Here is a 19,924-nt window from a genome sequence, read left to right on the forward strand (position 1 = left end):
GCTCAGGCTTCTTGGGCGTCTTTGGCGTAGCCAGCTGACTTGGGCAGGGCGTGCAGGTCTTCGTGCTTGTCGGCCAGGCGGGCGCTGTTGGCTGCCGCCTTGAAGGTGTCAAAGCCCACGCGCTTGACGCAGTCGATAAAGGTTTCGCGGCCAACGCGGTGTTGGCGGAAGGTGTCCAGCAGGGCTTCGATGACGCCGGGCACTTCGAGGGCTCCGAACGAGGGGCCCACCACCTTGCCGGGCACAGCTTCGCCGCTCAGTGCAGAGCCGTCCGAGCCGCCCAGGGACACCTGGTACCACTCCTTGCCGTCTTTATCCACGCCCAGAATGCCGATGTGGCCGCTGTGGTGGTGGCCGCAGGAATTGATGCAACCGCTGATGTGCAGGTCAATCTCGCCCAGGTCGTGCAGCTCGTCCATGTCTTGGTAGCGCTCAGTAATGGCGGCAGCAATCGGGATGGAGCGGGCATTGGCCAAGGCACAGAAATCGCCACCGGGGCAGGCAATCATGTCGGTCAGCAGGCGCACATTGCTGCGGGCCAAGCCGGCGTGGCTGGCAGCCACCCACAGGGCAGGCAGGTCTTCTGCGCGCACCCAAGGCAGCAGCAAATTCTGGTCGTGCGTCACGCGCACTTCACCGGCGCTGAATTCATCGGCCAAAGCGGCAGCGGTGTCGAGCTGGTCGGCATCCGCGTCTCCTGGGGCTTGGCCCAGGCGCTTGTACGACAGGGTGACGGCACGCAGCGCAGGATTCTTGTGCGGGGCCACGTTTTGCTGCAACCAGCGGTCATAGTCCTTTTGGCGCTCTGCGGGGATTGCTACAGTTTTGGTAGCTGCTGGCGCACGTTCGGTGAGCGCTGGCGGCACAAAACATGCGGTAACGCGGTCCAGCTCGGCTTGGGTAATGGTGTGCGGCGCACCGTCGCGGGTGATGATTTGCTCGTACTCGGCTTCCACCTCGTCGATATAGCGCTGGCCTTCTGCCTTCACCAGAATCTTGATACGCGCCTTGTACAGGTTGTCGCGGCGGCCCCAGCGGTTGTAAACGCGCACCACCGCCTCCAGGTAATTCATGATCTGGTTCCAGGGCAGGAAGGCGCGGATCTCGGTGCTGATGACCGGGGTGCGGCCCATGCCGCCGCCCACAAACACGCGGAAACCCAGCTCGCCCGCCTCGTTCTTGATGAGGTGCAGGCCCACGTCGTGCCAACGCACCGCAGCGCGGTCTTCTGTCGCGCCGGTAATGGCGATCTTGAATTTGCGGGGCAGGAAGGCGAACTCAGGGTGCAGCGTGCTCCACTGGCGCATGATTTCGGCAAACGGACGGGGGTCGGCAATCTCGTCGGGGGCGATACCGGCGCGCTCATCGCTGGTGATGTTGCGGATGCAGTTCCCGCTGGTCTGGATGCCGTGCATGTTCACAGTGGCCAGCAGGTCCATCACGTCGGCGCTCTTGGCCAGCGGAATCCAATTGAACTGCACGTTTTGGCGGGTGGTGAAGTGGCCGTAGCCCACCGGCAGGTGGGTGGTGCCCCATGTGGCCTGGGTGCCGATGGCTTTGTCAAACACCTCTTTGCTCGGGTGGTCGTACTCGCGGGCAATGCGGGCCAGCACGCGCAGCTGGGCGCTGGACAGCTCGCCGTAGGGCACAGCCACGCGCAGCATGGGCGCGTAGCGCTGGATGTACCAACCGTTTTGCAGTCGCAGGGGGCGGAATTCGTCGTCGCTCAAAGTGCCGGCCTGGTTGCGCTCCAGTTGGTCGCGGTGCTGGGCCGCGCGGGCGCGGATGAACTGGCGGTCAAATTCGGTGTATTGGTACATAGACGTGGTGCAGCAAAGATCAGAGAGCGATGAGTTTCAAACCGGCATAAGCCAGTAGCAGGGACAACAGGGAGCGGATCACCCGCTCCGGGGTTTTGAACATCAGGTGCGAGCCCACCCAGATACCGGGGAGCGAACCTGCCAGCAGTTTGGCCAACATGGGCCAGTCCACCGAGCCGAGGGACGCGTGGCCCATGCCTGCCACCAGGGTGAGGGGCACTGCATACGCAATGTCCGCCGCCACGATGCGCGGCAGGGGCAACATGGGGTAAAGCAGCATCAACACCGTGACGCCGATGGCGCCCGCGCCCACGGACGTGAGTGTAACCAGCGTGCCAATCAGGGCGCCGAACAACAGCGGCAGGCTCCAATGGCGGGGGCGTGCCGCTGCGGCTTCATTCCCCGCTGCAATCGTCTTCGGACCTACTTTTCCGCGAATAGCCTTGTACAAGGTGGCCGCCGCCGTGAGCAGGAGCGCAAAGCCCAAGGTGGTGGTCATGATGTGCTGCACCGTGTTGCTGGTGGAGTCCATCTGCTTCAACACATACAGAGTGGTGAGTGCGGCCGGGATGCTGCCAGCGGACAGATTCAGAACCACAGGCCAGTCGATGTGGCGTGAGCGCGCCAGCTTGACCGTTCCGCTCATTTTGGTGAAGGCCGCAAACAGGAGGTCAGTGCCTACCGCCAGGTGGGGCTTGGTTCCGAAAAAGAAAATGAGGATTGGCGTCATCAACGAGCCGCCCCCTACACCGGTGAGCCCTACGATGGAGCCCACAAAAAAGCCCGCCAATACAAACGCCAAATCTTGCATGGAGGCGAATGTAGGCGGGCCAGCTTAGATTGAAAACTACTTTTTAGCTATGGAGGTATGAGGGTTGGTTATATGGGGGCAGGGAGTGGGGGAAAGGGGTTGAGGGATGCTGGCTTTCGATCCAAAGCGGAAGTGCTGAGCTGAAATTTTCCACCCAATAGCAGACATTCGATTCATGGGTTGCGTTAAAGCGAAAGAGCGAACTGTGAATTGCGTAAAAAAGGCGTCCGTGGACGCCCTTCGCCGCCTCATTCGCTCAACCAAGGCTGAATAAAGGCGAACCAACCGCCCATGAGATAGAAAGCCACGCTCAGCAGGTACACCTTCCAAGAGACCTTGCGAGTCCGCATGCAGGCATCGCGCAAGGCCGGATCGGTAGGGCAAGGCGCATGGCGGTTGCGCCACTGTAAGGCCCCACTTCCCGCCATCATCACGCCGGCCAGGGCGAAGACAGCCTCCTTGTGCTCACTCAACCAGACGACCTGCGGAAAGATCGCAACCAGTGAGGACAACGCCGCGCCTGCACCCATGGCCACCAGAAGTGCCGGAATGGCGCAGCACACCAGGGTGCTGGAGGTGGCAAACAGGCTCGCCACCGAAGTCCAGAAGCTGCTGCGGGATTCTGTGACGCCATCCGCACTCATTTACCCCCCTTGATTTCAGCCTTAATCTCCTCAACGGATTTCTGCACGGTTTCCAGCTTCACCACGTCATAGCCGGCGTCGGTTATTTCGGCGGTGATTGCCTTCGCATCCAAGGAGTATCCCTCCTTGGCCTCAATGGCGACTGTCTTCTTTTTCAGATCTACATAGACCGCTTTGGTGGCCGGCATGCTGGAGACGCGTTTTTCAATGCCCTGGGCGCAGAAGGCGCACACCATGCCGTTGACGGTCGCCTTGATGCTGGTGGTGGCGAAGGACGGCAATGCGGCAAGCGCGAGTGCCAAGGTAATGACTAGTTTGTTCATGATGAACTCCTCAAAAAATGTACATAAAGTTGATGCGAGCCTGGGAGCTGTTGTTGACCCCCAGTTCGACGAAGTAGCGGTTGTGGATCAGGCGCAGCATGGGAGTGACCTCCGTCTTGTCTGACAGGCCGTTCATGCGCCGCGCTTCAACAATCAACCAGGGTTGGATCTCGTCGTAATCCACCTCGTAGAACGAGAAACCCAGGCGGGCAGATGCGTAGTCATGGTTGATGCCGTCAGCGCGGTACAGCCTGGTCGTAGCCGACACGTAGACACGGGTGGTTTCATAGTCCACCTGAATCCCCGGAGATGCCATGGCCTTGGAGCCGGAGAAGTCATTGCCGGTCACGTTGCCCAGGCCACCCAGGAACCAGATGTTGGCTTGGGCGTCTGGCAGGTTCCAGCGCTTCACCAACCGGGTGTAGGTGGCGTCCACCAGCTGGCGGCTCTTGCTCTCGTCATCCGAGCGCATGTAGAGCGTAGAAGCCCCAATCGCATCCCGTGGTGTGAGTGCGTAGTTGGTAAAGGCCTCCTGCCAGTTGGGTCTGAAGTCGCCCATCGCCATCCAGCTGTCCTTGAACCCCATGGGCCCGCTGAAGGCTGGAAGGGATAGCGTCAGAGCCAGGCAGCCCAGCATCCGGCTGCGTACGCGGCCGCTCATTTGACGGGCTCCATCTGGTCCACTACCAGGTGGTTTTCCATTGCAGCGACGGTAAAGCGGACCTTCTGACCGACTTTGAAGCTATCCAGCTTGATCGCTCCATCGACCTTGAAGGGCATGGTCATGGCCTCCATGCCGATGCTCTCGATGCGCTGGTGTTTGAGTGTGACCCGGGGTCGCTCCGGTTCGAGGGTGACTATGCGTGCTTGTGTCCAGTCAGGGGCGGCCCAGACGGACGTAGTACAGGCCAGCACGATGGCCAAAATCCAATGTTTCATGACAATCCTTGTCAGCGGGGCACTCAGCCCCAACAAAACCCGCGTGGTGCGGACGTACTTGTGCTGTAAGGACTAGAGGATGGGTGGCTTGACCTGGCGCGCGAGGTCGGCGCTGATGAAGCTGGCGCTGGTGGACGCTGGATGGGTCTGCCGCGCATAGGTCAATAGATCGGTGGATGGAAAGCTCGGTGTTGCCAGCGTCATGCACAGTTGGCAGGTCTGGCAGCCGATGTGGCTCTTGGACGGTGTGGGTGACTTCTCCGCTTCCGATGCGGGCCGGGCCATCATGGGGCAGTCTGCGGGCATACCAGACATGGCCATCTGCTCATCAGCCACTTGCAGCGCTGCCTGGCTCAGGATCATCTGAAGGACCATGCGCTCCGCGCTCCAACCGCGCAGAGGTAGCAACATGACCAGCAGGATGAGCAAAAGGCGTCCCATGGGTGAATGGTATCCCATTGCCCGAAAGCAGTCGTTCATGGATGACTGCAGTTGGCCCAAAGCTGCCTTACTGAGGTCTATCCTGAACGCTCGCACGCTCCATTCGCTACAAAAAAAGTAGCTACTTGCGCATATTCCTAGAGCGCTAGCGGCCAATTTTGTCTAAAACAGCAGCGCCAAGCAATGCGCTGCCAAAGTTCACCCGGGCCGGAAGTCTGCACATCACAGCCCGGGCGCACCTCAGTACTTTTTGCCGCGCAGCTCTTCCATGCGCTCGTTGAAGTATTTTTCTACGGTGTAGCGCTCGGAGAGCACCACTTCGCGGCGAGGGTGCAAAAACAGCGGCAGTGAAATGCGTGACTTGGTCGCACCTTCGCCGGTGGGGTTGAGCACCCGGTGCACGGTGCTGGGGTAGTAACCGCCGGAGGCTTCGGCCAGCATGTCGCCGATGTTGACGATCAGCAGACCAAAGTCACAGGGCACATCGTGCCAAGCCTGGTCCTTGCCCAAGACCTGCAGGCCGGGTTCGGTGGCGGCGGGCAGGATGGTCAGCAGGTTGATGTCGCCATGGGCCGCGGCACGCACGGCGCCGGGCTCCTCGTCGCCACGCAGGGGCGGGTAATGCAGCACGCGGAGCAGGGTGTGATCGCTGCCTTCAATCATGGCGGGCAGGGGCATGGAATACCGTGCCTTCACCTCCGGGGGGGAGTTTTCTTCCACCCAGTTGAGCAGTGTGGCGGCCAAGTTGGCGCCTTCAGCGTAGTAGCGTTGGGCAGCATCACTCACTTCAGCGGGGTAGCGGCCCCAAGGGTAAATATGAAAGAACTCTTTCAAATCCTTTTTGGTGAAGTTCTTGGCCGTTTCTGACACGCTGGGCGAAAAATACCCGTCATGCTTAACCGGGTCATTGGGGTACTTCGCCTTGGCCTCGGTTTTGAAAAAGCCCAGCCATTCGGCGTAGATGCTTTCCACCAGTTCCTGGCTCAGGGGGTGGTTTTTCAGGACGCCGAAGCCTGTTTCATGCAGGCTTTTGCAAAACTCTTGTGGAGCGGTGGGGCTGGTGAAGTCAACGACGGGTAAGTGCATGGCGGTTTCTCGCGCAATCAGATCGGTTGAGCAGGCGTTTACAGCCAGTTGGACATCAGGGTGGATTCAATCAGCTGCAGAGCCTCATCGGCCTTGAGCTGCAAGCAGGCGTGGGTGTCGGGCACCTCGTCACCCCAACCGGGTTGGGGGTAGAAGATGTCCTTGCGGCGCATCATGGTTTGGCCGTTGGCGGGTCCTTCCGTCGCCACGCGTATGCGGCCGGTCTGGATTTCAAACAGCTCAGGGTTGGTGAGCGCCACAAAGGCCAGCACGTCATGACCGAAGCAGCCGTGGATTTTGGCCACATGCGGGTAGATGCCGCTGTAGAAGTCCGCATAGAAGCTCACGGCATGGTGCAGGGTGTCTGTCGCGACGTGCTTGTGGTGGTCTGCCACTTTTTTGAACAGAGCCAGGGGCACGATCAGCTGGTGGGTCACATCCAGGCCCACCATGGTGAGCTTCCAGCCGGCGGTGAAAACAAAGTCTGCAGAGTGCGGGTCGTTCCAGATATTGGCTTCCGCCACGGGGGACACGTTACCGGGTTCCGCGACGGTGCCGCCCATGATGATGACTTCTTGCAGCAGCTGGGGCAGCTTGGGTTCCAGCTTCAGCGCGGTGGCCAGATTGCCCAAGGGGCCGACAGCGACCAGAGTGATTTCGCCGGGGTGGGCGCGGGCCATGTCCACAATAAATTGCGCGGAGGGCCGGGGGTCCAGCACGCTGGTGGTTGCCACGCGGGAGGGCAGGTTGCCTAGGCCATCGCCACCATGGATGAAGTCGGGCGGGGTGCCGGGGGCTTTGAGCCAAGGGGTCTTGACGCCCAGGGTCACGGGGATTTTGCGGCCTGCAATTTCTGTCAGGTACAGACCGTTGGTAGCTGCCTGCTCCACGGTGACGTTGCCGAAGGTGGTAGTGATACCCACGACATCGATGCCGGGGTGAGCCAGTGCGTAATACAGGGCCATGGCGTCATCGACACCGGGGTCGGTGTCATAAATCACTTTGCGTGCTGCGAGTGCGGAGGTATTGGTGCTCATGGGGTGACTCTTTGAAAATACTGGAACAGTTGGGTTTCAGTTCAGGCCGCAGAAGGTGCGCAGTGCTTGTGCTTCTTCGGTGCTGGTCGGGGGCGTAGACGCCAAGAGGGCTTCCACTTCCGTGGTTTCAGGAATGCTGGATTGGGCACCCCAGCGGGTGCACGCAATGGCGCTGGTAGCGCTGGCAAAGCGCAGGGCGTCGACCAATGGCTGCCCTTGGCTGAGGGCGGCGACCAAGCTGCCGCAGAAGGTGTCTCCGGCACCCGTAGTGTCCACCGGTGAAATGGGGAATGCGCTTTGGAGTGCGAATGCACCGTTGTGGCGCGCGCAGCTACCACGGTGCCCCAAAGTGACCACCACGGTACGCACCGCCACACGGCTCAGGCAGTCGGCAATGCTGCCTTCATGACCCGACACCACGGCCAGTTCACCTTCGTTGACCACCAGCACATCGATATGGGCCAACAGCTCTGGGGGCAAAGCGCGGGCGGGGGCTGCGTTCAAAACGACCTTCACCCCTTGGGCGCGCGCGGCACGGGCGTATGCCGTGACTGTGTCCAAAGGGGTTTCGAGTTGCAGCAGGAGGTGCGTGAAGCCCGCCAAAGATGGCAAATGGTCCGGGCGTAACTCCGCGTTCGCGCCGGGAGCCACCGTGATGGCGTTTTCCGCGTCATCGGAGACACAGATAAAAGCGGTCCCGGTAGGGTGACCGGGCGTGCGCACGATGTGCATGTGCACGCCAGCCGATTGGAGGGAGTTTTCAAGTGGGGTGGCAAAGGCGTCTTGCCCCAAGCCGAGCAGCATGTGCGTGACGGCCCCGCCCGCCCGCGCGCTGGCCACTGCCTGGTTGGCGCCTTTGCCTCCGGGGAAGGTTTGGAAATCGCGTCCGAGTACGGTTTCGCCCGGGGCGGGAATGTGATGGGCGCGGACCACAAAGTCCAGATTGGCAGAGCCAGCCACAAGTATCATCAACAGCACTCTCTGATTGCGAAACCGTCTATTTTGACGCTGAATTTGCAAGCCCCGGATAAGTTCTTTGATATAGACCCTAATGACTTCTGCTGCGCCTGATGTTCTTTGCCCTGTCACCGTCGTCGGGGGTGCCAACATGGATATCAGTGCCAAAGCGGGCAGCGTCATGAGCGCGGGTGACTCCACGCCTGGCGCCATTCACTACTCACCAGGGGGCGTTGGCCGCAATATGGCCGAGAATATCGCGCGCTTGGGTATTTCCGTCGACCTGGTGTCAGTAGTCGGTGATGACGCCTTCGGCAAACAACTGCTCGCCAGTACCGCCGCGGCGGGAGTAGGGGTTTCATCCGTGGTGACGGTGCCTGGCCAACGCACTGCAACCTACCTGGCCATGCACCAGCCAGACGGCGAGGTGGCCATGGCCGTGAATGACATGGGCATTCTGGAGAGCCTGACACCATCAGCGTGCTCTCTTGCACCCGCGCTGGAAAACACCGGAGCATGGCTGCTCCTCGATTGCAATTTGCCTGGGGCGACGATTGCTTACCTTCTGCGCCTTGGCCGCAAGGTGGCTGTGGATGGTGTATCAGTGGCCAAGTGCAGGCGCATTGCCGGGGCGCTGCCATCCATTCAACTGCTCAAACTCAACCATATGGAAGCAGTAGCCCTGAGTGGTCTCCCTGTGGGTACCCCTGAGCAATGCATCGCGGCGGTCCAGCATTTCCTCGATTCGGGCGTTGAGCGGGTGCTTATCAGTTGTGGTGCATCCGGCTCGGCTTGGGGGCAGCGTGGTGAGGGGCCTGTATTCCGGCCGTCCCGCCACGTTCCAGTGGTAAGCAGTACGGGGGCAGGGGACGCATTGTTATCCGGGGTTGTGGCTTCCCTGGTGCGTGGGTCACCGATGAAAGATGCCGTGGATTACGGTGTGGCCTGCGCAGAGCTCACACTATCAAGTACATTCGCCAACTCTCCGGAATTGACACATGCCGCCGTGCGGCAGCAAATGGGCCTACCAGCATGACTTTGAATCCTTACTTAGACATCGCACCCGAAGTGCGCCACGCCTTGGACAACGGGACTCCCGTGGTGGCGTTGGAGTCGACCATCATTTCCCACGGCATGCCGTACCCGCAAAACGTGAAGACCGCATTGATGGTAGAGGCCGAGGTTCGTGCACATGGCGCGGTTCCGGCCACCATTGCGATCGTGAATGGCCGGTTGAAAGCAGGCCTGTCTGAAGCGGATATCGAGCAACTGGGCCGTAGCGGGCGCGAGGTGGTGAAGGTGAGCCGCCGTGATGTGCCTTTTATTGTGGCGGCCGGCGCCACAGGGGCGACTACCGTGGCGTCCACCATGATCATCGCGGCGATGGCCGGCATTCGCGTGTTCGCCACAGGTGGCATCGGCGGTGTACACCGTGGCGCTCAAGAAAGTTTTGACGTGTCTGCAGACTTGCAGGAACTGGCGCGCACGCCGGTCGCCGTGGTATGTGCCGGAGCCAAGTCCATCCTGGATTTGCGCTTGACCCTGGAATACCTGGAAACGCATGGCGTACCCGTTGTGGGTTACCAAACTTCCTCACTGCCAGCCTTCTTTACACGCGATAGCGCGTTCCGGGTGGATTACCGCTTGGATACTCCTGCTGCCATTGCTCAAGTACTGCACGCCAAGTGGAGTATGGGTCTGGACGGTGGCATGGTAATTGCGAATCCCATCCCTCCTGAATTTGCCATGCCGCGGGATGCGATTGACGCAGCTATTGAGCAGGCGCTTGCGGAAGCCAAGGCCCAAGGGGTGGGTGGCAAAGAGTCCACTCCGTTTTTGTTGGCACGGGTCTGCGAGTTGACCGGCGGGGACAGTCTGGCGTCCAACATCCAGTTGGTGCTGAACAATGCCCGATTGGCGAGCGCGATCGGGGCGTCGTTGTTGGAGGCGGGGCGCGGAACTTTGTAAACCGCCTGCATGGAAACGGGTTAAGAGGTGTATAACAATTAAGTTATATACGGAGAAGCCCTGATGCAGACACTGGAGTCCGCTGTGATTCTTGAACTACAGTGTGGCGTTGTCTGCGGTAAGCGGCAAATGGGTGGAAAAGACGGCATTCCTGCCGTTGACTGGTTGGTAAAACTGATTTTTTAACTTGATTGAGAACTGAGAGAAGCTATGAACGTTAAATCTCCTGTACGCATGACACTGTTGGCCGCTACCTTGGCCGCCAGTTTCCAGGCTATCGCTGCAGACCCTGCCGTTGTGTTCGACATGGGCGGCAAGTTCGACAAGTCTTTCAACGAAGCGGCTTACAACGGTATCGAAAAGTGGAAAAAGGAAACAGGCAAGAAATACCTGTCTTTCGAAATCACCAACGAGTCCCAGCGCGAGCAGGCCATCCGCCGCATGGCAGAGCGTGGTGCCAGCCCCATCATCGGCATTGGTTTCGGCCAGGCTTCCAGCATTGAAAAAGTGGCCAAGGAATTCCCCAAGCTGCAATTCGCCATCATTGACATGGTGGTAGACCTGCCTAACGTGCAGTCCGTCGTGTTCAAGGAGCAAGAGGGCAGCTTCCTGGTGGGTACGATCGCTGCCATGGCCAGCAAGACTGGCAAGGTCGGTTTCGTTGGCGGCATGGACATTCCCCTGATCCGCAAGTTTGAGTGCGGCTACAAGCAGGGCGCCCTGTTTGCCAACCCCAAGGCTGAAGTGGTCGGCAACATGACCGGCACCACAGGTGCAGCATGGAACGACCCCGCACGCGGCGGTGAATTGGCCAAAGCACAGTTCTCTCAAGGCGTGGACGTAGTCTTCGCGGCTGCCGGCGGCACCGGCATCGGTGTGTACCAGGCTGCCAAAGACAGCGGCAAGTTGGCGATCGGCGTGGACAGCAACCAGAACCACCTGCAACCCGGCACCATGTTGACTTCCATGCTCAAGCGCGTGGACACCGCCGTGTACAACGTTGCCAAGGGCCACAAGGCCGGGGTGACGGTGTTGGGCCTGAAAGAAGGCGGCGTGGACTACGCAGTGGATGCCAACAACGCCAAGTTGATCACCCCTGAAATGAAGAAGAAGGTGGAAGCTGCCAAGGCTGACATTATCAGCGGCAAGATCAAGGTTGCAGACTTCATGGCAGATAACGCCTGCAAACTGTAATCTGACGGACTGTGGACCTGCAGCTGACATGCTCGCAGGTGCCAGTCCGGGTTCGATTTCAAAGCCCGCGGTGCTTGCACGTGCCGTGGGCTTTTCGCTTCAATGCAAGAGCCTCTTGAGGAGCAGGATTTGAGTGTAGAGAGCACAACGCCAACGGCATCGACGCCACCGGCGATACATATGCAGGGTATCAACAAGCGTTTCGGCGCAGTTGCAGCCAATGCAGATGTGGATTTACGTGTAGCCGCCGGAACGGTGCACGGGATCGTGGGCGAGAACGGCGCGGGCAAGAGCACCCTGATGTCCATTTTGTACGGCTTTTATCAGGCCGATAGCGGCGTGATTGAGGTGCAAGGCCAGCGCGTGATCATTCGCAATGCAGATGACGCTATTGCGCAGGGAATCGGCATGGTCCACCAGCACTTCATGCTCGTGGACACTTTGACGGCCTTGGAAAATGTCATGCTCGGTGCTGAGCCTCATTGGTTGCTCCAAAAGGCGGATGCCTCAGTGCGCAGCAAGCTGGATACCTTGATGCAGGCCACGGGCTTGCAAGTGCAGCTGGATAGTCTGGTGGCTGATTTGCCGGTGGGTGACCGGCAGCGGCTAGAGATTCTGAAAGCTCTATACCGCGGCGCCAAGATTCTGATTCTGGATGAGCCCACTGCGGTGTTGACTCCGCAGGAAACCGAGCATTTGTTCAAGGTGTTGCGGGTGCTCCGCAGCCAGGGAACCACCATTTTGCTGATCACCCACAAGCTCAAGGAGGTGATGGGTTTGTGTGACAACGTGACCGTCATGCGCGGTGGACGGGTGGTGCAGGAGCTGCCGATTGCGCAGGCCTCGGTGGAAAGTTTGGCTGAAGCCATGGTGGGCCGTAAGGTACACATGGGGCGGCTGGAGGGCGAAGCCCGCAAGGCGGGCGATACCTTGCTGTCCGTGCGTAATGTGGTGGTGAAAGACGCTCTGAAGGTCGTGCGCCTTCATGGTCTGAACCTGGACTTGCGTGCCGGCGAAATTGTGGGTGTTGCTGGGGTGTCCGGCAATGGGCAAAGTGAGCTGCTGGATGTGCTGTCCGGGTTACTGACCCCAGATTCCGGCAGTTTGGCGCTGGGTGCGGCCCAGTTTGAGGCGCCCCGATGGCTGGATCCCCAAAAGGCACGGGAGCTGGGTCTGGCCCATGTGCCGGAAGACCGACATGCGCGTGCCATGGTGATGGACTTCGTGGCCTGGGAATCGGCAGTGCTGGGCTACGATGGCCTGCCGGAGTACTCTAGCGGAGGCTGGATGTCGCATGCCGGCATGCGCAAAGCCACTGCGGCATTGATGGAGCGCTTTGATGTGCGCCCACGTGACCCAGAACTCAAGAGTAGCAAATTCTCCGGTGGTAATCAGCAGAAGCTGGTGCTCGCCCGTGAACTGGGGCAGGCGCCGAAAGTCTTGTTGGTCGGTCAACCCACGCGTGGGGTGGACATCGGTGCGATTGAATTCATATATTCCCAGCTGCGGGCCATGCGCGATGCCGGCTGCGCGGTGCTGGTGGTTTCGAGCGAACTGGACGAAATCCTGGCGCTATCAGACAGAGTGATTGTGATGAACCAAGGTCGGGTGACGGGTGAGTTGGCCATTGAAGATTGCACCGAGGCAGGTATCGGCCTGTTGATGACGGGAGGCCCGCAATGAACGCCAATTACACCTTGCCGCGTTGGGCGGATTTGGTGCTGTTGCCTGCGGTGTGTCTTGCCGTGGCTTTGTTGGCTGCGGCAGGCGTGGTCGCTTTGGTGGGGCAGGATCCTGCGGAAGTACTCTCGGTGCTGGTTAACGGCGCTTTCGGCAGCCAGCGGGGTATCAGCTATACCCTGTACTACGCCACGACATTCATTTTCACCGGCCTCGCCGTTGCCGTGGCTTTCCACGGTGGCTTGTTCAATATCGGTGGAGAGGGGCAGGCGATTCTGGGTGGGCTGGGCACCGGTTTGGTTGCCCTGTGGCTATCAAATAGCCTTCCGGCTTGGGCCATGCTGCCTTTGATGCTGGTGAGCGGTGCCTTGTTCGGTGCGGCGTGGGCTGCGGTACCCGCTTATCTGCAGGCGTATCGCGGCAGTCACGTGGTGATCACGACCATCATGTTCAACTTTATCGCCAGTAGCTTGTTGGTTTATTTGTTGGTGAATGTGTTGCGCCCGGCAGGTTCCATGGCGGTGGAAACGGCGGCTTTTGCTGCATCGGCCAAATTGCCCAGCATGCAGGATGCGCTTGCGGCTATGGGTATTGAGTGGGACGCTTCCCCTCTCAACACCAGCCTGATTCTGGCTCTGCTGGCCTCACTGGCGGTCTATCTGTTTCTTTGGCGTACGCGCGCTGGTTACCGTTTGCGCGCCGTCGGTTCCAGCCAAAGCGCTGCCGAGTATGCCGGCATCAACGTACGCCACCAGATCGTCATTGCCATGGCGATTTCCGGGGCGCTGGCAGGCATGGTGGGTATGAACGAGATTGCGGGTGTCAACGGCAAGCTGCTGTTGGAGTTCGTCAGTGGTGCAGGCTTTACCGGCATCGCAGTGGCACTGATGGGGCGTAACCATCCGGTGGGGATTATTTTTGCGAGCGTGCTTTTCGGTGCCTTGTTCCAAGGTGGCGCAGAAGTGGCGTTCGAAGTACCGGGTTTCAGCCGGGAGATGGTGGTCATGTTGCAGGGCTTTATTGTTTTGTTCTCGGGCGCCATGGTGTACGTCATCGCACCGGTTCTGGCTTGGGTTTTGGGCAAGATCTCGGTGAAAGGCGTGAAGTCGGGGGTGCAACATGGATGAGGCATTGTTTGCGGCCATGTTGGCCTCCACCCTGCGGGTGTCCACGCCGCTGATCTTGTGCGCTTTGGCTGGCATGTTCTCTGAGCGCTCCGGTGTGGTGGACATTGGACTGGAGGGCAAGATGCTGTTCGCAGCATTCGCAGCCGGTGCAGCCGGCGCAGCGTACCAGTCCACCACCTTGGCTCTCTTGCTGGGCGTCATGGTGGCTGTCGTTTTGTCCTGGATGCACGGGTTGGCCTGCGTCAGCCACAAGGGTGATCAGGTGGTCTCGGGCGTGGCGATCAACATCATCGCGGCCGGGATGACCGTCGTACTGGGAATTGCCTGGTTTGCCCAGGGTGGACAGACACCACCTGTGAGTACCGAGGTGCGCATCAAGGCCCTGTTCCCGGGCTTGCAACAGGCGCTCGCCCAAATTCCTTTTATAGGTCGCGTAGTGGGGGAGGGCTTGCTGAGCCATAACGCTCTGGTGTACCTGGCGCTGGCGCTGGTGCCCGTGTCATGGTGGGTGTTGTTCCGCACGCGCTTCGGTTTGCGCCTGCGTGCGGTCGGCGAGAACCCGCAGATGGTGGACGCCGCCGGAGTCTCGGTCACCGGGCTTCGGTATGCGGCATTAACCATCAACGGTGTGCTCTGCGGACTTGCGGGTAGTTATCTCGTGTTGGCTCAAAGTGCCAACTTCTCAGCCAATATGACGGCAGGGCGTGGATTCATGGCATTGGCGGCGCTGATTTTCGGTCGCTGGCATCCGGTCGGGGCGTTCTGGGCATGTTTGTTGTTCGGATTCCTTGATGCGGCCGCGATCCGACTGCAAGGTGTTCAGATCAGCGGTTTGGGTGAGGTTCCCGTGCAGCTGATTCAAGCCTTGCCTTATTTGTTGACAGTGATTCTGTTGGCAGGTTTTATTGGCAAGGCCGTGGCACCTCAAGCTCTGGGCCGTCCTTACTCCAAGGAGCGTTGAGGCCTTCGCGGGTTCCGATTCGACATGGCAATCACGGTCTGGGTCAAAGTGGTGGGTTTCAGCGATGCCGAGCGGCATTCGCTGAACACCATCTTCCGGGTGTCGCGGACCGACGGGCCGAATTACGTGCTCTGGAAGCCCGAGGACGCCGCGTCGCCCAATGTGGCGGTGATTGATGTGGACAGCTATGAAGCCGGTCTGGACTTGGTTTCTCCGGGATTTAACCCGCACCTGAAAATGATTGCCGTCGGCGATTCAGCTCCGCTCGGTGCATGGCGTGCGCTGCAGCGCCCTGTCGACTGGGCGGCACTGGTGCAGATGCTGGACGAATTGTTCGCGAGCTCCCAGGATGTCGACATCGACATTTTTGCGGAGTCGCCCCCCCCGCAAGCCCCAACACCGCCGGGTATCCGTTGTGCCCTGTTTGTAGGCATTCCGCTCGTTGGGGCGTATTACCTGCGCACGCGCTTGGCCTTGGCCGGACTGTTGGTCGTGGACGAAGTGAAATCTCTTGAGGACTGCGCGGACCGCTTGGCCACGCGCCGCTATGACCTCGCCGTCGTGTACGTGGATCCGGTCACCCAGGATCCTTGGCGATATGCAAAATATTTTCAGGATCTTCCCGAGCCGTTGCCGAATGTCATCGGGGTGATGCCCAGCCCTGATTGGAAGTCGGTGCGGTTATCAGAGAGCATGGGGTGTTCGGCCTTGTTGGAAGTGCCTTTCAATCCCCAGCAGGTTCTTGCTGCGTTTCAGAAGGTCTGAGGCCTCGGGCTCCGCCCTAGGTTCTATCACTTTCCACTTCGCGTACGGCGCGGCGTTTTCGTAGACGCTGAGAGTCCATGGAGCGGGCCAAACTTGACTCGACAGGCCAAGGCTCGCCGCAGATACGGGCCGCGATCAGTTCCGCCCCCAATGCGGAGAAGGTGAGTCCCCGGGCCCCCATGCCCACCTGCATCCACAAACCATTGCGCCCCTGCGCATCCACGGGACCGGCCAGCGGCAAGCGATCGTGCGTGACACACCGTGTGCCTGACCAGCTGTCGGGTCCCCCGCCGTGGAACTGAGGGGCCAAGGCATCGGCTACATCTGGTAACAGCACATGGAGCCGGGCCAAGTTGTTGGAATGTTGTTCCGACAATGGTGCGATTCGATGCAAGCCCATGGTTGCAGCAGTGGGTTCTGTGTCGGGCTCGAAGCTGGAGCCGGCTAGCCAATAAGACGTATCACTGCTTTGCTGAATCGAGATAAAGCATCCATTGCCGTTGTGCGGCAGGGTGCCCCACGCACGGGCTACGTCTGTCGGCACCGTTCCCAGGCTGGCGGTGCCATGCACGGCTTGCAGATCGCCCAGTGTGAGGGGCAGGGTCGCTGCTCTGTGGGGTGCCATCTCAGATGCGCTGAGCATGGCTCGTGCACCATAGGCATTGGCAAACACCACCATGTCCGCATCCAAAAGCTTGTCGCCTGCTGTATCCAATAGCGACCACGTAGTGTCTTGATGTTCCAAATGATGAACTTCGGCGCCATATCGCACCGTGATGCATGGATGGGCGAGCCACGCATCTACCAAAGCACGGGGCTTGATCCAGCCTGCATGGGTATGCGACCGGTCAGGCCCCTCGCTGAACCGGTGCTCCAAGACTCCACTCATGGCCCAGTCCGCGCCTTGGCTTAGCAGCTCTTCTGCGTGTTGAAGCATCAGGCGGGCACCAACCCGAGACAAACGCGAGCGTGGACTGTCATCCGCCGAGATGTGAGGCACAACCAAACCTGCGGGTAGGCCCGATGCACCAGCTGCCGGATGTGCTGCTTTGTCCAGTACCGTCACTCGCCATCCCCGGCGTGCCAAGGCGTAGGCCACACTGGCGCCGGAAATGCCGGCACCTACCACGCAACAGTGCGAGGTTGACGAGGAACGCAACTTCGCGACTGGCGGTTCTTTGGCGCCCAGTTTCCAAGGCGGGTCAAAAGTCGCCCGAAGAGCGTTCGATGTGGGTGTTGCCGTGATCTGCACAAAGCCCGCTTCTCGCAGCCAGGCAGTATTCGGCCCCTCGGGTAGGTCGGAGATCAATGTTGCGCCACGGCTACAGAGACGCGCCAGTGCCTTGGCGGTCCATTTGTCCCAACCCAGATGGTGGGCATCCACCCAAAGGGTGTCGGCAAACAGGTGGTGGTCTGCAAAGAAGGCTTTGCTATCGCCGATGCACAGAGTCAGCGAGATCCGGCCTTTGTCCAGGAGCAGCCGGTGAATGCCCTGCACCCGGTCTGATGCCGCTTTGTGAAGCGCCTGATAGTCATCGGATGTACGGAGAGAGGGCTTCGAGAAATATTGCTCGTAGTCCTCAAGGCTAATGTGTCCCACGTAGTGCAGCATGGTCGGCCGCTGCGGATCTGCCCGCCAAGCCAGCCAGGTGGCCATGAAGCGATCTCCGGCTCCAAAAGAGGTGTCCAGAACCGACCAGGCCCTTCGCTCCGCCCATGCGGCGGGCAAGCCACTGGTGTGAAGCAGCGCAGACGCTGGGGCGTGCATCTGCACCGCGGGCTGCCTGTCAGGCGCTCGGGGGAACGTAGCCTTGTGCAGCGTCGGCACCGTCGCCGAAGAAGTGGTTTTCCATCTGACGCGCAAGGTACTGGCGCGCGCGTGCATCGGCCAGGTTCAGACGGTTCTCATTGACCAGCATGGTCTGGTGCTTGAGCCAGGCGGCCCAGGCTTCCTTGCTCACGCTTTCCCAGATGCGTTTGCCCAGCTCACCGGGGTAGGGCGCAAAATCCAGGCCTTCAGCCTCTTTGCCCAGCTTGATACAGTTAACGGTGCGTGCCATGGGGAAACCTCATCGATGGTGTGAAAACGAAAGGCCGAATCTTATTCGCTTTGAACTCACCCACGGCGATTGCGGGAACTTCAGCACCTAAGATGGCACCAAAATGCACAAAGCCTGTGCCCACAGCGGGCTGGGCTCAACCCACAAGGACACAATTTTGAATTTGGTTTTCAGCTGGATGGACAACGCGCCCCGCCGCGCGTTCGCAATGGTGGCACTGGCCTGTGTGGCCATGCTGGTGTTTGGTCTGTATCTGCAACATGTGGTTGGCTTGGAGCCTTGTCCCATGTGCATCGTGCAGCGATATGCTCTCATTTTGGTAGCTGTTTGCGCAGCACTGACGAGCGCTAGCAGCCGAAAAGGCTTGCATGTCACAGGTGGGGCTCTCATGGTTGTACTCGCCGTGGCGGGTGCCTATGTGGCTGCTCGCCAGAGCTGGCTGCAGTGGTACCCACCCGAGGTGGTGTCCTGCGGGCGCGACCTCTACGGCATGATCGAGACCTTCCCCCTCAAGCGCGCATTGCCCATGATATTCCGGGGTGGGGGCGACTGCAGCAAGGTGGATTGGACCTTCCTGGGTGGCACGATCGCCAACTGGTCCTTCGTGTGCTTCAGCGCCTTTGCCGTGTTCGGCAGCCTGATGGTCTGGCGCAGCGCCCGCCAGCGCTGATTCGGGAATCCGGCCGCGCTGGCGGCCGGCAATGAGCCCAGACGCCCTCAGCTCAGTTTCTTGACCAGCACTTGGCTCTTGCGGTCCCAGTTGTATTTGCGCTTGCGGGCCTCGGGCAGCCAGTCCGGATCCACCTGCACAAAACCGCGCTTGATGAACCAGTGCATGGTGCGGGTGGTCAGCACAAAAATGCTGTCCAGCCCTGCCGCCTTGGCGCGCTGCTCCACGCGCTTCAACACGCGTTCACCATCGCCTTGACCCTGTACATCAGGTGACACGGTGAGTGCTGCCATTTCGGCCGTTTTGGCTTCCGGGTAGGGGTAGAGCGCCGCACAGGCGAAGATCACGCCATCGTGCTCGATGATGGTGTAGTTGCCGGCGTCCCTCTCGATCTCGGTGCGGCTGCGCTTGACCAGCGTGCCGTCCTTCTCGAAGGGCTCAATCAGTTGCAGGATGCCGCCCACGTCTTCCTCTGTGGCCTCGCGCAGTTCTTCGAGCTTTTCATCGACCACCATGGTGCCGATACCGTCGTGCACATACACCTCCAGCAGGATGGCACCATCCACCGCAAAGGGGATGATGTGGCTGCGCTCCACGCCGTTTTTGCATGCCTTCACGCAATGCTGCAAATAGAAGGTGGTGTCCGTGGGCAAGTTGGCGGTGGGCAGCTCCTTGAGCAGCTTTTCGGCTGCTGCGAGGGGCAGTTCGGTGTCAATCGGGTTGTCCTCGCTGGCGGGAAGCGTCGGGTCCATGCGGATGCCGGGCACCTCGGTCAAAAAGATCAGCTTGTCCGCCTGCAGGGCCGTGGCCACACTGGTCGCCACTTCTTCCATCGTCAGGTTGAAGGCCTCGCCGGTCGGCGAAAAGCCGAAGGGCGAGAGCAGCACCATGGCACCCATGTCCAAGGTTTTGGTGATGCCGGCAATGTCCACCTTGCGCACCAGACCGCTGTGCTGGAAGTCCACGCCATCCACGATACCCACCGGGCGCGCGGTGATGAAGTTGCCCGAAATCACCCGTACGGTGGAGTCCGCCATGGGCGTATTGGGCAATCCTTGACTGAAAGCGGCCTCAATTTCGTAACGCAGCTGGCCGGCGGCCTCTTGCGCGCAGTCCAGCGCGACCTCGTCGGTAATGCGGATGCCGTGGCTGTATTTGGGGGTGTGGCCCTTGGCCAAAAGCTGCTCATTGACCTGCGGCCGGAAGCCGTGCACCAACACAATCTTCACGCCCATGCTCTGGATCATGGCCAGGTCCTGGGCCAAGTGCGGAAGTTTGCCCGCCGCAATCGCTTCACCGGCAATGCCCACCACAAAGGTCTGGTTGCGGAACTTGTGGATGTAAGGCGCAACCGAACGGAACCAGGGCACAAAGGTGAAGTTGAAGACAGAGGTCATTGAGGGGCGGGGGAGGCCGGTAAGGGTTTGTCAGGACTGGGATA

At 60.1% G+C, this 19,924-nt stretch carries 21 protein-coding genes; 8 read left to right on the top strand and 13 right to left on the bottom strand.

Annotated elements, in window-relative coordinates:
- Positions 1-2 precede the first annotated feature (2 nt).
- The 10 genes from RAN89_RS11705 to RAN89_RS11750 all read right to left on the bottom strand — a co-directional run bounded on the left by RAN89_RS11705 (position 3) and on the right by RAN89_RS11750 (position 8,070).
- Positions 3-1,820: a nitrite/sulfite reductase gene (locus RAN89_RS11705; RefSeq protein WP_313866474.1), complete on the bottom strand. Its 1,818-nt coding sequence runs from the start codon at positions 1,818-1,820 to the stop codon at positions 3-5.
- A 19-nt stretch (positions 1,821-1,839) separates the two neighbouring features.
- Positions 1,840-2,631 carry a sulfite exporter TauE/SafE family protein gene (locus RAN89_RS11710; RefSeq protein ID WP_313866475.1) on the bottom strand — a complete coding sequence of 264 codons (792 nt, stop codon included), beginning with the start codon at positions 2,629-2,631 and terminating at the stop codon, positions 1,840-1,842.
- 248 nt (positions 2,632-2,879) lie between these two features.
- Positions 2,880-3,275: a hypothetical protein gene (locus RAN89_RS11715; RefSeq protein WP_313866476.1), complete on the bottom strand. Its 396-nt coding sequence runs from the start codon at positions 3,273-3,275 to the stop codon at positions 2,880-2,882.
- Positions 3,272-3,598, bottom strand: a complete 327-nt coding sequence (locus RAN89_RS11720) for a heavy-metal-associated domain-containing protein (protein ID WP_313866477.1) — start codon at positions 3,596-3,598, stop codon at positions 3,272-3,274. The genes RAN89_RS11715 and RAN89_RS11720 overlap by 4 nt, the downstream gene beginning before the upstream one ends.
- Before the next feature lie 10 nt (positions 3,599-3,608).
- Entirely contained in the window at positions 3,609-4,259 is a 651-nt protein-coding gene (locus tag RAN89_RS11725; protein ID WP_313866478.1) for a hypothetical protein, read from the bottom strand.
- Positions 4,256-4,537: a copper-binding protein gene (locus RAN89_RS11730; protein WP_313866479.1), complete on the bottom strand. Its 282-nt coding sequence runs from the start codon at positions 4,535-4,537 to the stop codon at positions 4,256-4,258. Before RAN89_RS11730 ends, RAN89_RS11725 begins: the two co-directional genes overlap by 4 nt.
- Before the next feature lie 72 nt (positions 4,538-4,609).
- Complete coding sequence (locus tag RAN89_RS11735; protein WP_313866480.1) at positions 4,610-4,978, bottom strand: DUF2946 family protein; 369 nt, start codon at positions 4,976-4,978, stop codon at positions 4,610-4,612.
- 240 nt (positions 4,979-5,218) lie between these two features.
- Entirely contained in the window at positions 5,219-6,064 is an 846-nt protein-coding gene (locus RAN89_RS11740) for a 2OG-Fe(II) oxygenase family protein (protein ID WP_313866481.1), read from the bottom strand.
- Between the two features lie 38 nt (positions 6,065-6,102).
- Positions 6,103-7,101 (bottom strand): nucleoside hydrolase, encoded by a 999-nt coding sequence (locus RAN89_RS11745; RefSeq protein ID WP_313866482.1) that lies wholly within the window; start codon positions 7,099-7,101, stop codon positions 6,103-6,105.
- A 36-nt stretch (positions 7,102-7,137) separates the two neighbouring features.
- Positions 7,138-8,070 carry a ribokinase gene (locus tag RAN89_RS11750; protein ID WP_313869389.1) on the bottom strand — a complete coding sequence of 311 codons (933 nt, stop codon included), beginning with the start codon at positions 8,068-8,070 and terminating at the stop codon, positions 7,138-7,140.
- Between the two features lie 82 nt (positions 8,071-8,152).
- Between RAN89_RS11750 and RAN89_RS11755 the strand changes: the two genes are divergently transcribed.
- The 7 genes from RAN89_RS11755 to RAN89_RS11785 all read left to right on the top strand — a co-directional run bounded on the left by RAN89_RS11755 (position 8,153) and on the right by RAN89_RS11785 (position 15,753).
- A complete protein-coding gene (locus RAN89_RS11755) occupies positions 8,153-9,094 on the top strand; it encodes a carbohydrate kinase family protein (protein ID WP_313866483.1) in 942 nt (313 codons plus the stop codon).
- Positions 9,095-9,096: 2 nt separating this feature from the next.
- Positions 9,097-10,026: a pseudouridine-5'-phosphate glycosidase gene (locus tag RAN89_RS11760; RefSeq protein ID WP_428984507.1), complete on the top strand. Its 930-nt coding sequence runs from the start codon at positions 9,097-9,099 to the stop codon at positions 10,024-10,026.
- Positions 10,027-10,236: 210 nt separating this feature from the next.
- A complete protein-coding gene (locus RAN89_RS11765) occupies positions 10,237-11,220 on the top strand; it encodes a BMP family lipoprotein (RefSeq protein WP_313866485.1) in 984 nt (327 codons plus the stop codon).
- Positions 11,221-11,400: 180 nt separating this feature from the next.
- Positions 11,401-12,903 carry an ABC transporter ATP-binding protein gene (locus tag RAN89_RS11770; protein ID WP_313866486.1) on the top strand — a complete coding sequence of 501 codons (1,503 nt, stop codon included), beginning with the start codon at positions 11,401-11,403 and terminating at the stop codon, positions 12,901-12,903.
- Positions 12,900-14,027: an ABC transporter permease gene (locus RAN89_RS11775; protein WP_313866487.1), complete on the top strand. Its 1,128-nt coding sequence runs from the start codon at positions 12,900-12,902 to the stop codon at positions 14,025-14,027. The genes RAN89_RS11770 and RAN89_RS11775 overlap by 4 nt, the downstream gene beginning before the upstream one ends.
- Positions 14,020-14,988 carry an ABC transporter permease gene (locus tag RAN89_RS11780; RefSeq protein WP_313866488.1) on the top strand — a complete coding sequence of 323 codons (969 nt, stop codon included), beginning with the start codon at positions 14,020-14,022 and terminating at the stop codon, positions 14,986-14,988. The genes RAN89_RS11775 and RAN89_RS11780 overlap by 8 nt, the downstream gene beginning before the upstream one ends.
- Before the next feature lie 24 nt (positions 14,989-15,012).
- Positions 15,013-15,753: a hypothetical protein gene (locus RAN89_RS11785; RefSeq protein WP_313866489.1), complete on the top strand. Its 741-nt coding sequence runs from the start codon at positions 15,013-15,015 to the stop codon at positions 15,751-15,753.
- A 16-nt stretch (positions 15,754-15,769) separates the two neighbouring features.
- Here the strand turns inward: RAN89_RS11785 and RAN89_RS11790 are convergent, their stop codons facing one another.
- Together RAN89_RS11790 and RAN89_RS11795 are read right to left on the bottom strand one after the other, a co-directional pair.
- Complete coding sequence (locus RAN89_RS11790; RefSeq protein ID WP_313869390.1) at positions 15,770-17,521, bottom strand: FAD-dependent oxidoreductase; 1,752 nt, start codon at positions 17,519-17,521, stop codon at positions 15,770-15,772.
- Between the two features lie 19 nt (positions 17,522-17,540).
- The gene (locus RAN89_RS11795; protein WP_087493783.1) at positions 17,541-17,813 is read right to left on the bottom strand and encodes an oxidative damage protection protein; all 273 of its coding nucleotides are present in this window, start codon (positions 17,811-17,813) and stop codon (positions 17,541-17,543) included.
- A 178-nt stretch (positions 17,814-17,991) separates the two neighbouring features.
- On the opposite strand from RAN89_RS11795, the gene RAN89_RS11800 reads away from it, so the two are divergent.
- Positions 17,992-18,483 (top strand): disulfide bond formation protein B, encoded by a 492-nt coding sequence (locus tag RAN89_RS11800; protein ID WP_313869391.1) that lies wholly within the window; start codon positions 17,992-17,994, stop codon positions 18,481-18,483.
- A gap of 47 nt (positions 18,484-18,530) precedes the next feature.
- Here the strand turns inward: RAN89_RS11800 and argA are convergent, their stop codons facing one another.
- Positions 18,531-19,880: an amino-acid N-acetyltransferase gene (argA, locus tag RAN89_RS11805; protein WP_313866490.1), complete on the bottom strand. Its 1,350-nt coding sequence runs from the start codon at positions 19,878-19,880 to the stop codon at positions 18,531-18,533.
- Between the last annotated feature and the right edge of the window lie 44 nt (positions 19,881-19,924).

This window comes from Rhodoferax mekongensis (assembly GCF_032191775.1).
GTDB classification, from domain to species: Bacteria; Pseudomonadota; Gammaproteobacteria; order Burkholderiales; family Burkholderiaceae_C; genus Allorhodoferax; species Allorhodoferax mekongensis.

Excerpts from the sequence above, each read along its gene's own strand:
- RAN89_RS11750 (WP_313869389.1), bottom strand. The coding sequence starts at position 8,070 with ATGATACTTGTGGCTGGCTCTGCCAATCTGGACTTTGTGGTCCGCGCC.
- RAN89_RS11765 (WP_313866485.1), top strand. The coding sequence starts at position 10,237 with ATGAACGTTAAATCTCCTGTACGCATGACACTGTTGGCCGCTACCTTG.
- RAN89_RS11755 (WP_313866483.1), top strand. The coding sequence starts at position 8,153 with ATGACTTCTGCTGCGCCTGATGTTCTTTGCCCTGTCACCGTCGTCGGG.
- RAN89_RS11790 (WP_313869390.1), bottom strand. The coding sequence starts at position 17,521 with ATGCACGCCCCAGCGTCTGCGCTGCTTCACACCAGTGGCTTGCCCGCC.
- RAN89_RS11725 (WP_313866478.1), bottom strand. The coding sequence starts at position 4,259 with ATGAGCGGCCGCGTACGCAGCCGGATGCTGGGCTGCCTGGCTCTGACG.
- RAN89_RS11775 (WP_313866487.1), top strand. The coding sequence starts at position 12,900 with ATGAACGCCAATTACACCTTGCCGCGTTGGGCGGATTTGGTGCTGTTG.
- RAN89_RS11720 (WP_313866477.1), bottom strand. The coding sequence starts at position 3,598 with ATGAACAAACTAGTCATTACCTTGGCACTCGCGCTTGCCGCATTGCCG.
- RAN89_RS11730 (WP_313866479.1), bottom strand. The coding sequence starts at position 4,537 with ATGAAACATTGGATTTTGGCCATCGTGCTGGCCTGTACTACGTCCGTC.
- RAN89_RS11740 (WP_313866481.1), bottom strand. The coding sequence starts at position 6,064 with ATGCACTTACCCGTCGTTGACTTCACCAGCCCCACCGCTCCACAAGAG.
- RAN89_RS11735 (WP_313866480.1), bottom strand. The coding sequence starts at position 4,978 with ATGGGACGCCTTTTGCTCATCCTGCTGGTCATGTTGCTACCTCTGCGC.
- RAN89_RS11785 (WP_313866489.1), top strand. The coding sequence starts at position 15,013 with ATGGCAATCACGGTCTGGGTCAAAGTGGTGGGTTTCAGCGATGCCGAG.
- RAN89_RS11710 (WP_313866475.1), bottom strand. The coding sequence starts at position 2,631 with ATGCAAGATTTGGCGTTTGTATTGGCGGGCTTTTTTGTGGGCTCCATC.
- RAN89_RS11705 (WP_313866474.1), bottom strand. The coding sequence starts at position 1,820 with ATGTACCAATACACCGAATTTGACCGCCAGTTCATCCGCGCCCGCGCG.
- RAN89_RS11795 (WP_087493783.1), bottom strand. The coding sequence starts at position 17,813 with ATGGCACGCACCGTTAACTGTATCAAGCTGGGCAAAGAGGCTGAAGGC.
- RAN89_RS11715 (WP_313866476.1), bottom strand. The coding sequence starts at position 3,275 with ATGAGTGCGGATGGCGTCACAGAATCCCGCAGCAGCTTCTGGACTTCG.
- RAN89_RS11745 (WP_313866482.1), bottom strand. The coding sequence starts at position 7,101 with ATGAGCACCAATACCTCCGCACTCGCAGCACGCAAAGTGATTTATGAC.
- RAN89_RS11770 (WP_313866486.1), top strand. The coding sequence starts at position 11,401 with ATGCAGGGTATCAACAAGCGTTTCGGCGCAGTTGCAGCCAATGCAGAT.
- argA (WP_313866490.1), bottom strand. The coding sequence starts at position 19,880 with ATGACCTCTGTCTTCAACTTCACCTTTGTGCCCTGGTTCCGTTCGGTT.
- RAN89_RS11800 (WP_313869391.1), top strand. The coding sequence starts at position 17,992 with ATGGACAACGCGCCCCGCCGCGCGTTCGCAATGGTGGCACTGGCCTGT.
- RAN89_RS11780 (WP_313866488.1), top strand. The coding sequence starts at position 14,020 with ATGGATGAGGCATTGTTTGCGGCCATGTTGGCCTCCACCCTGCGGGTG.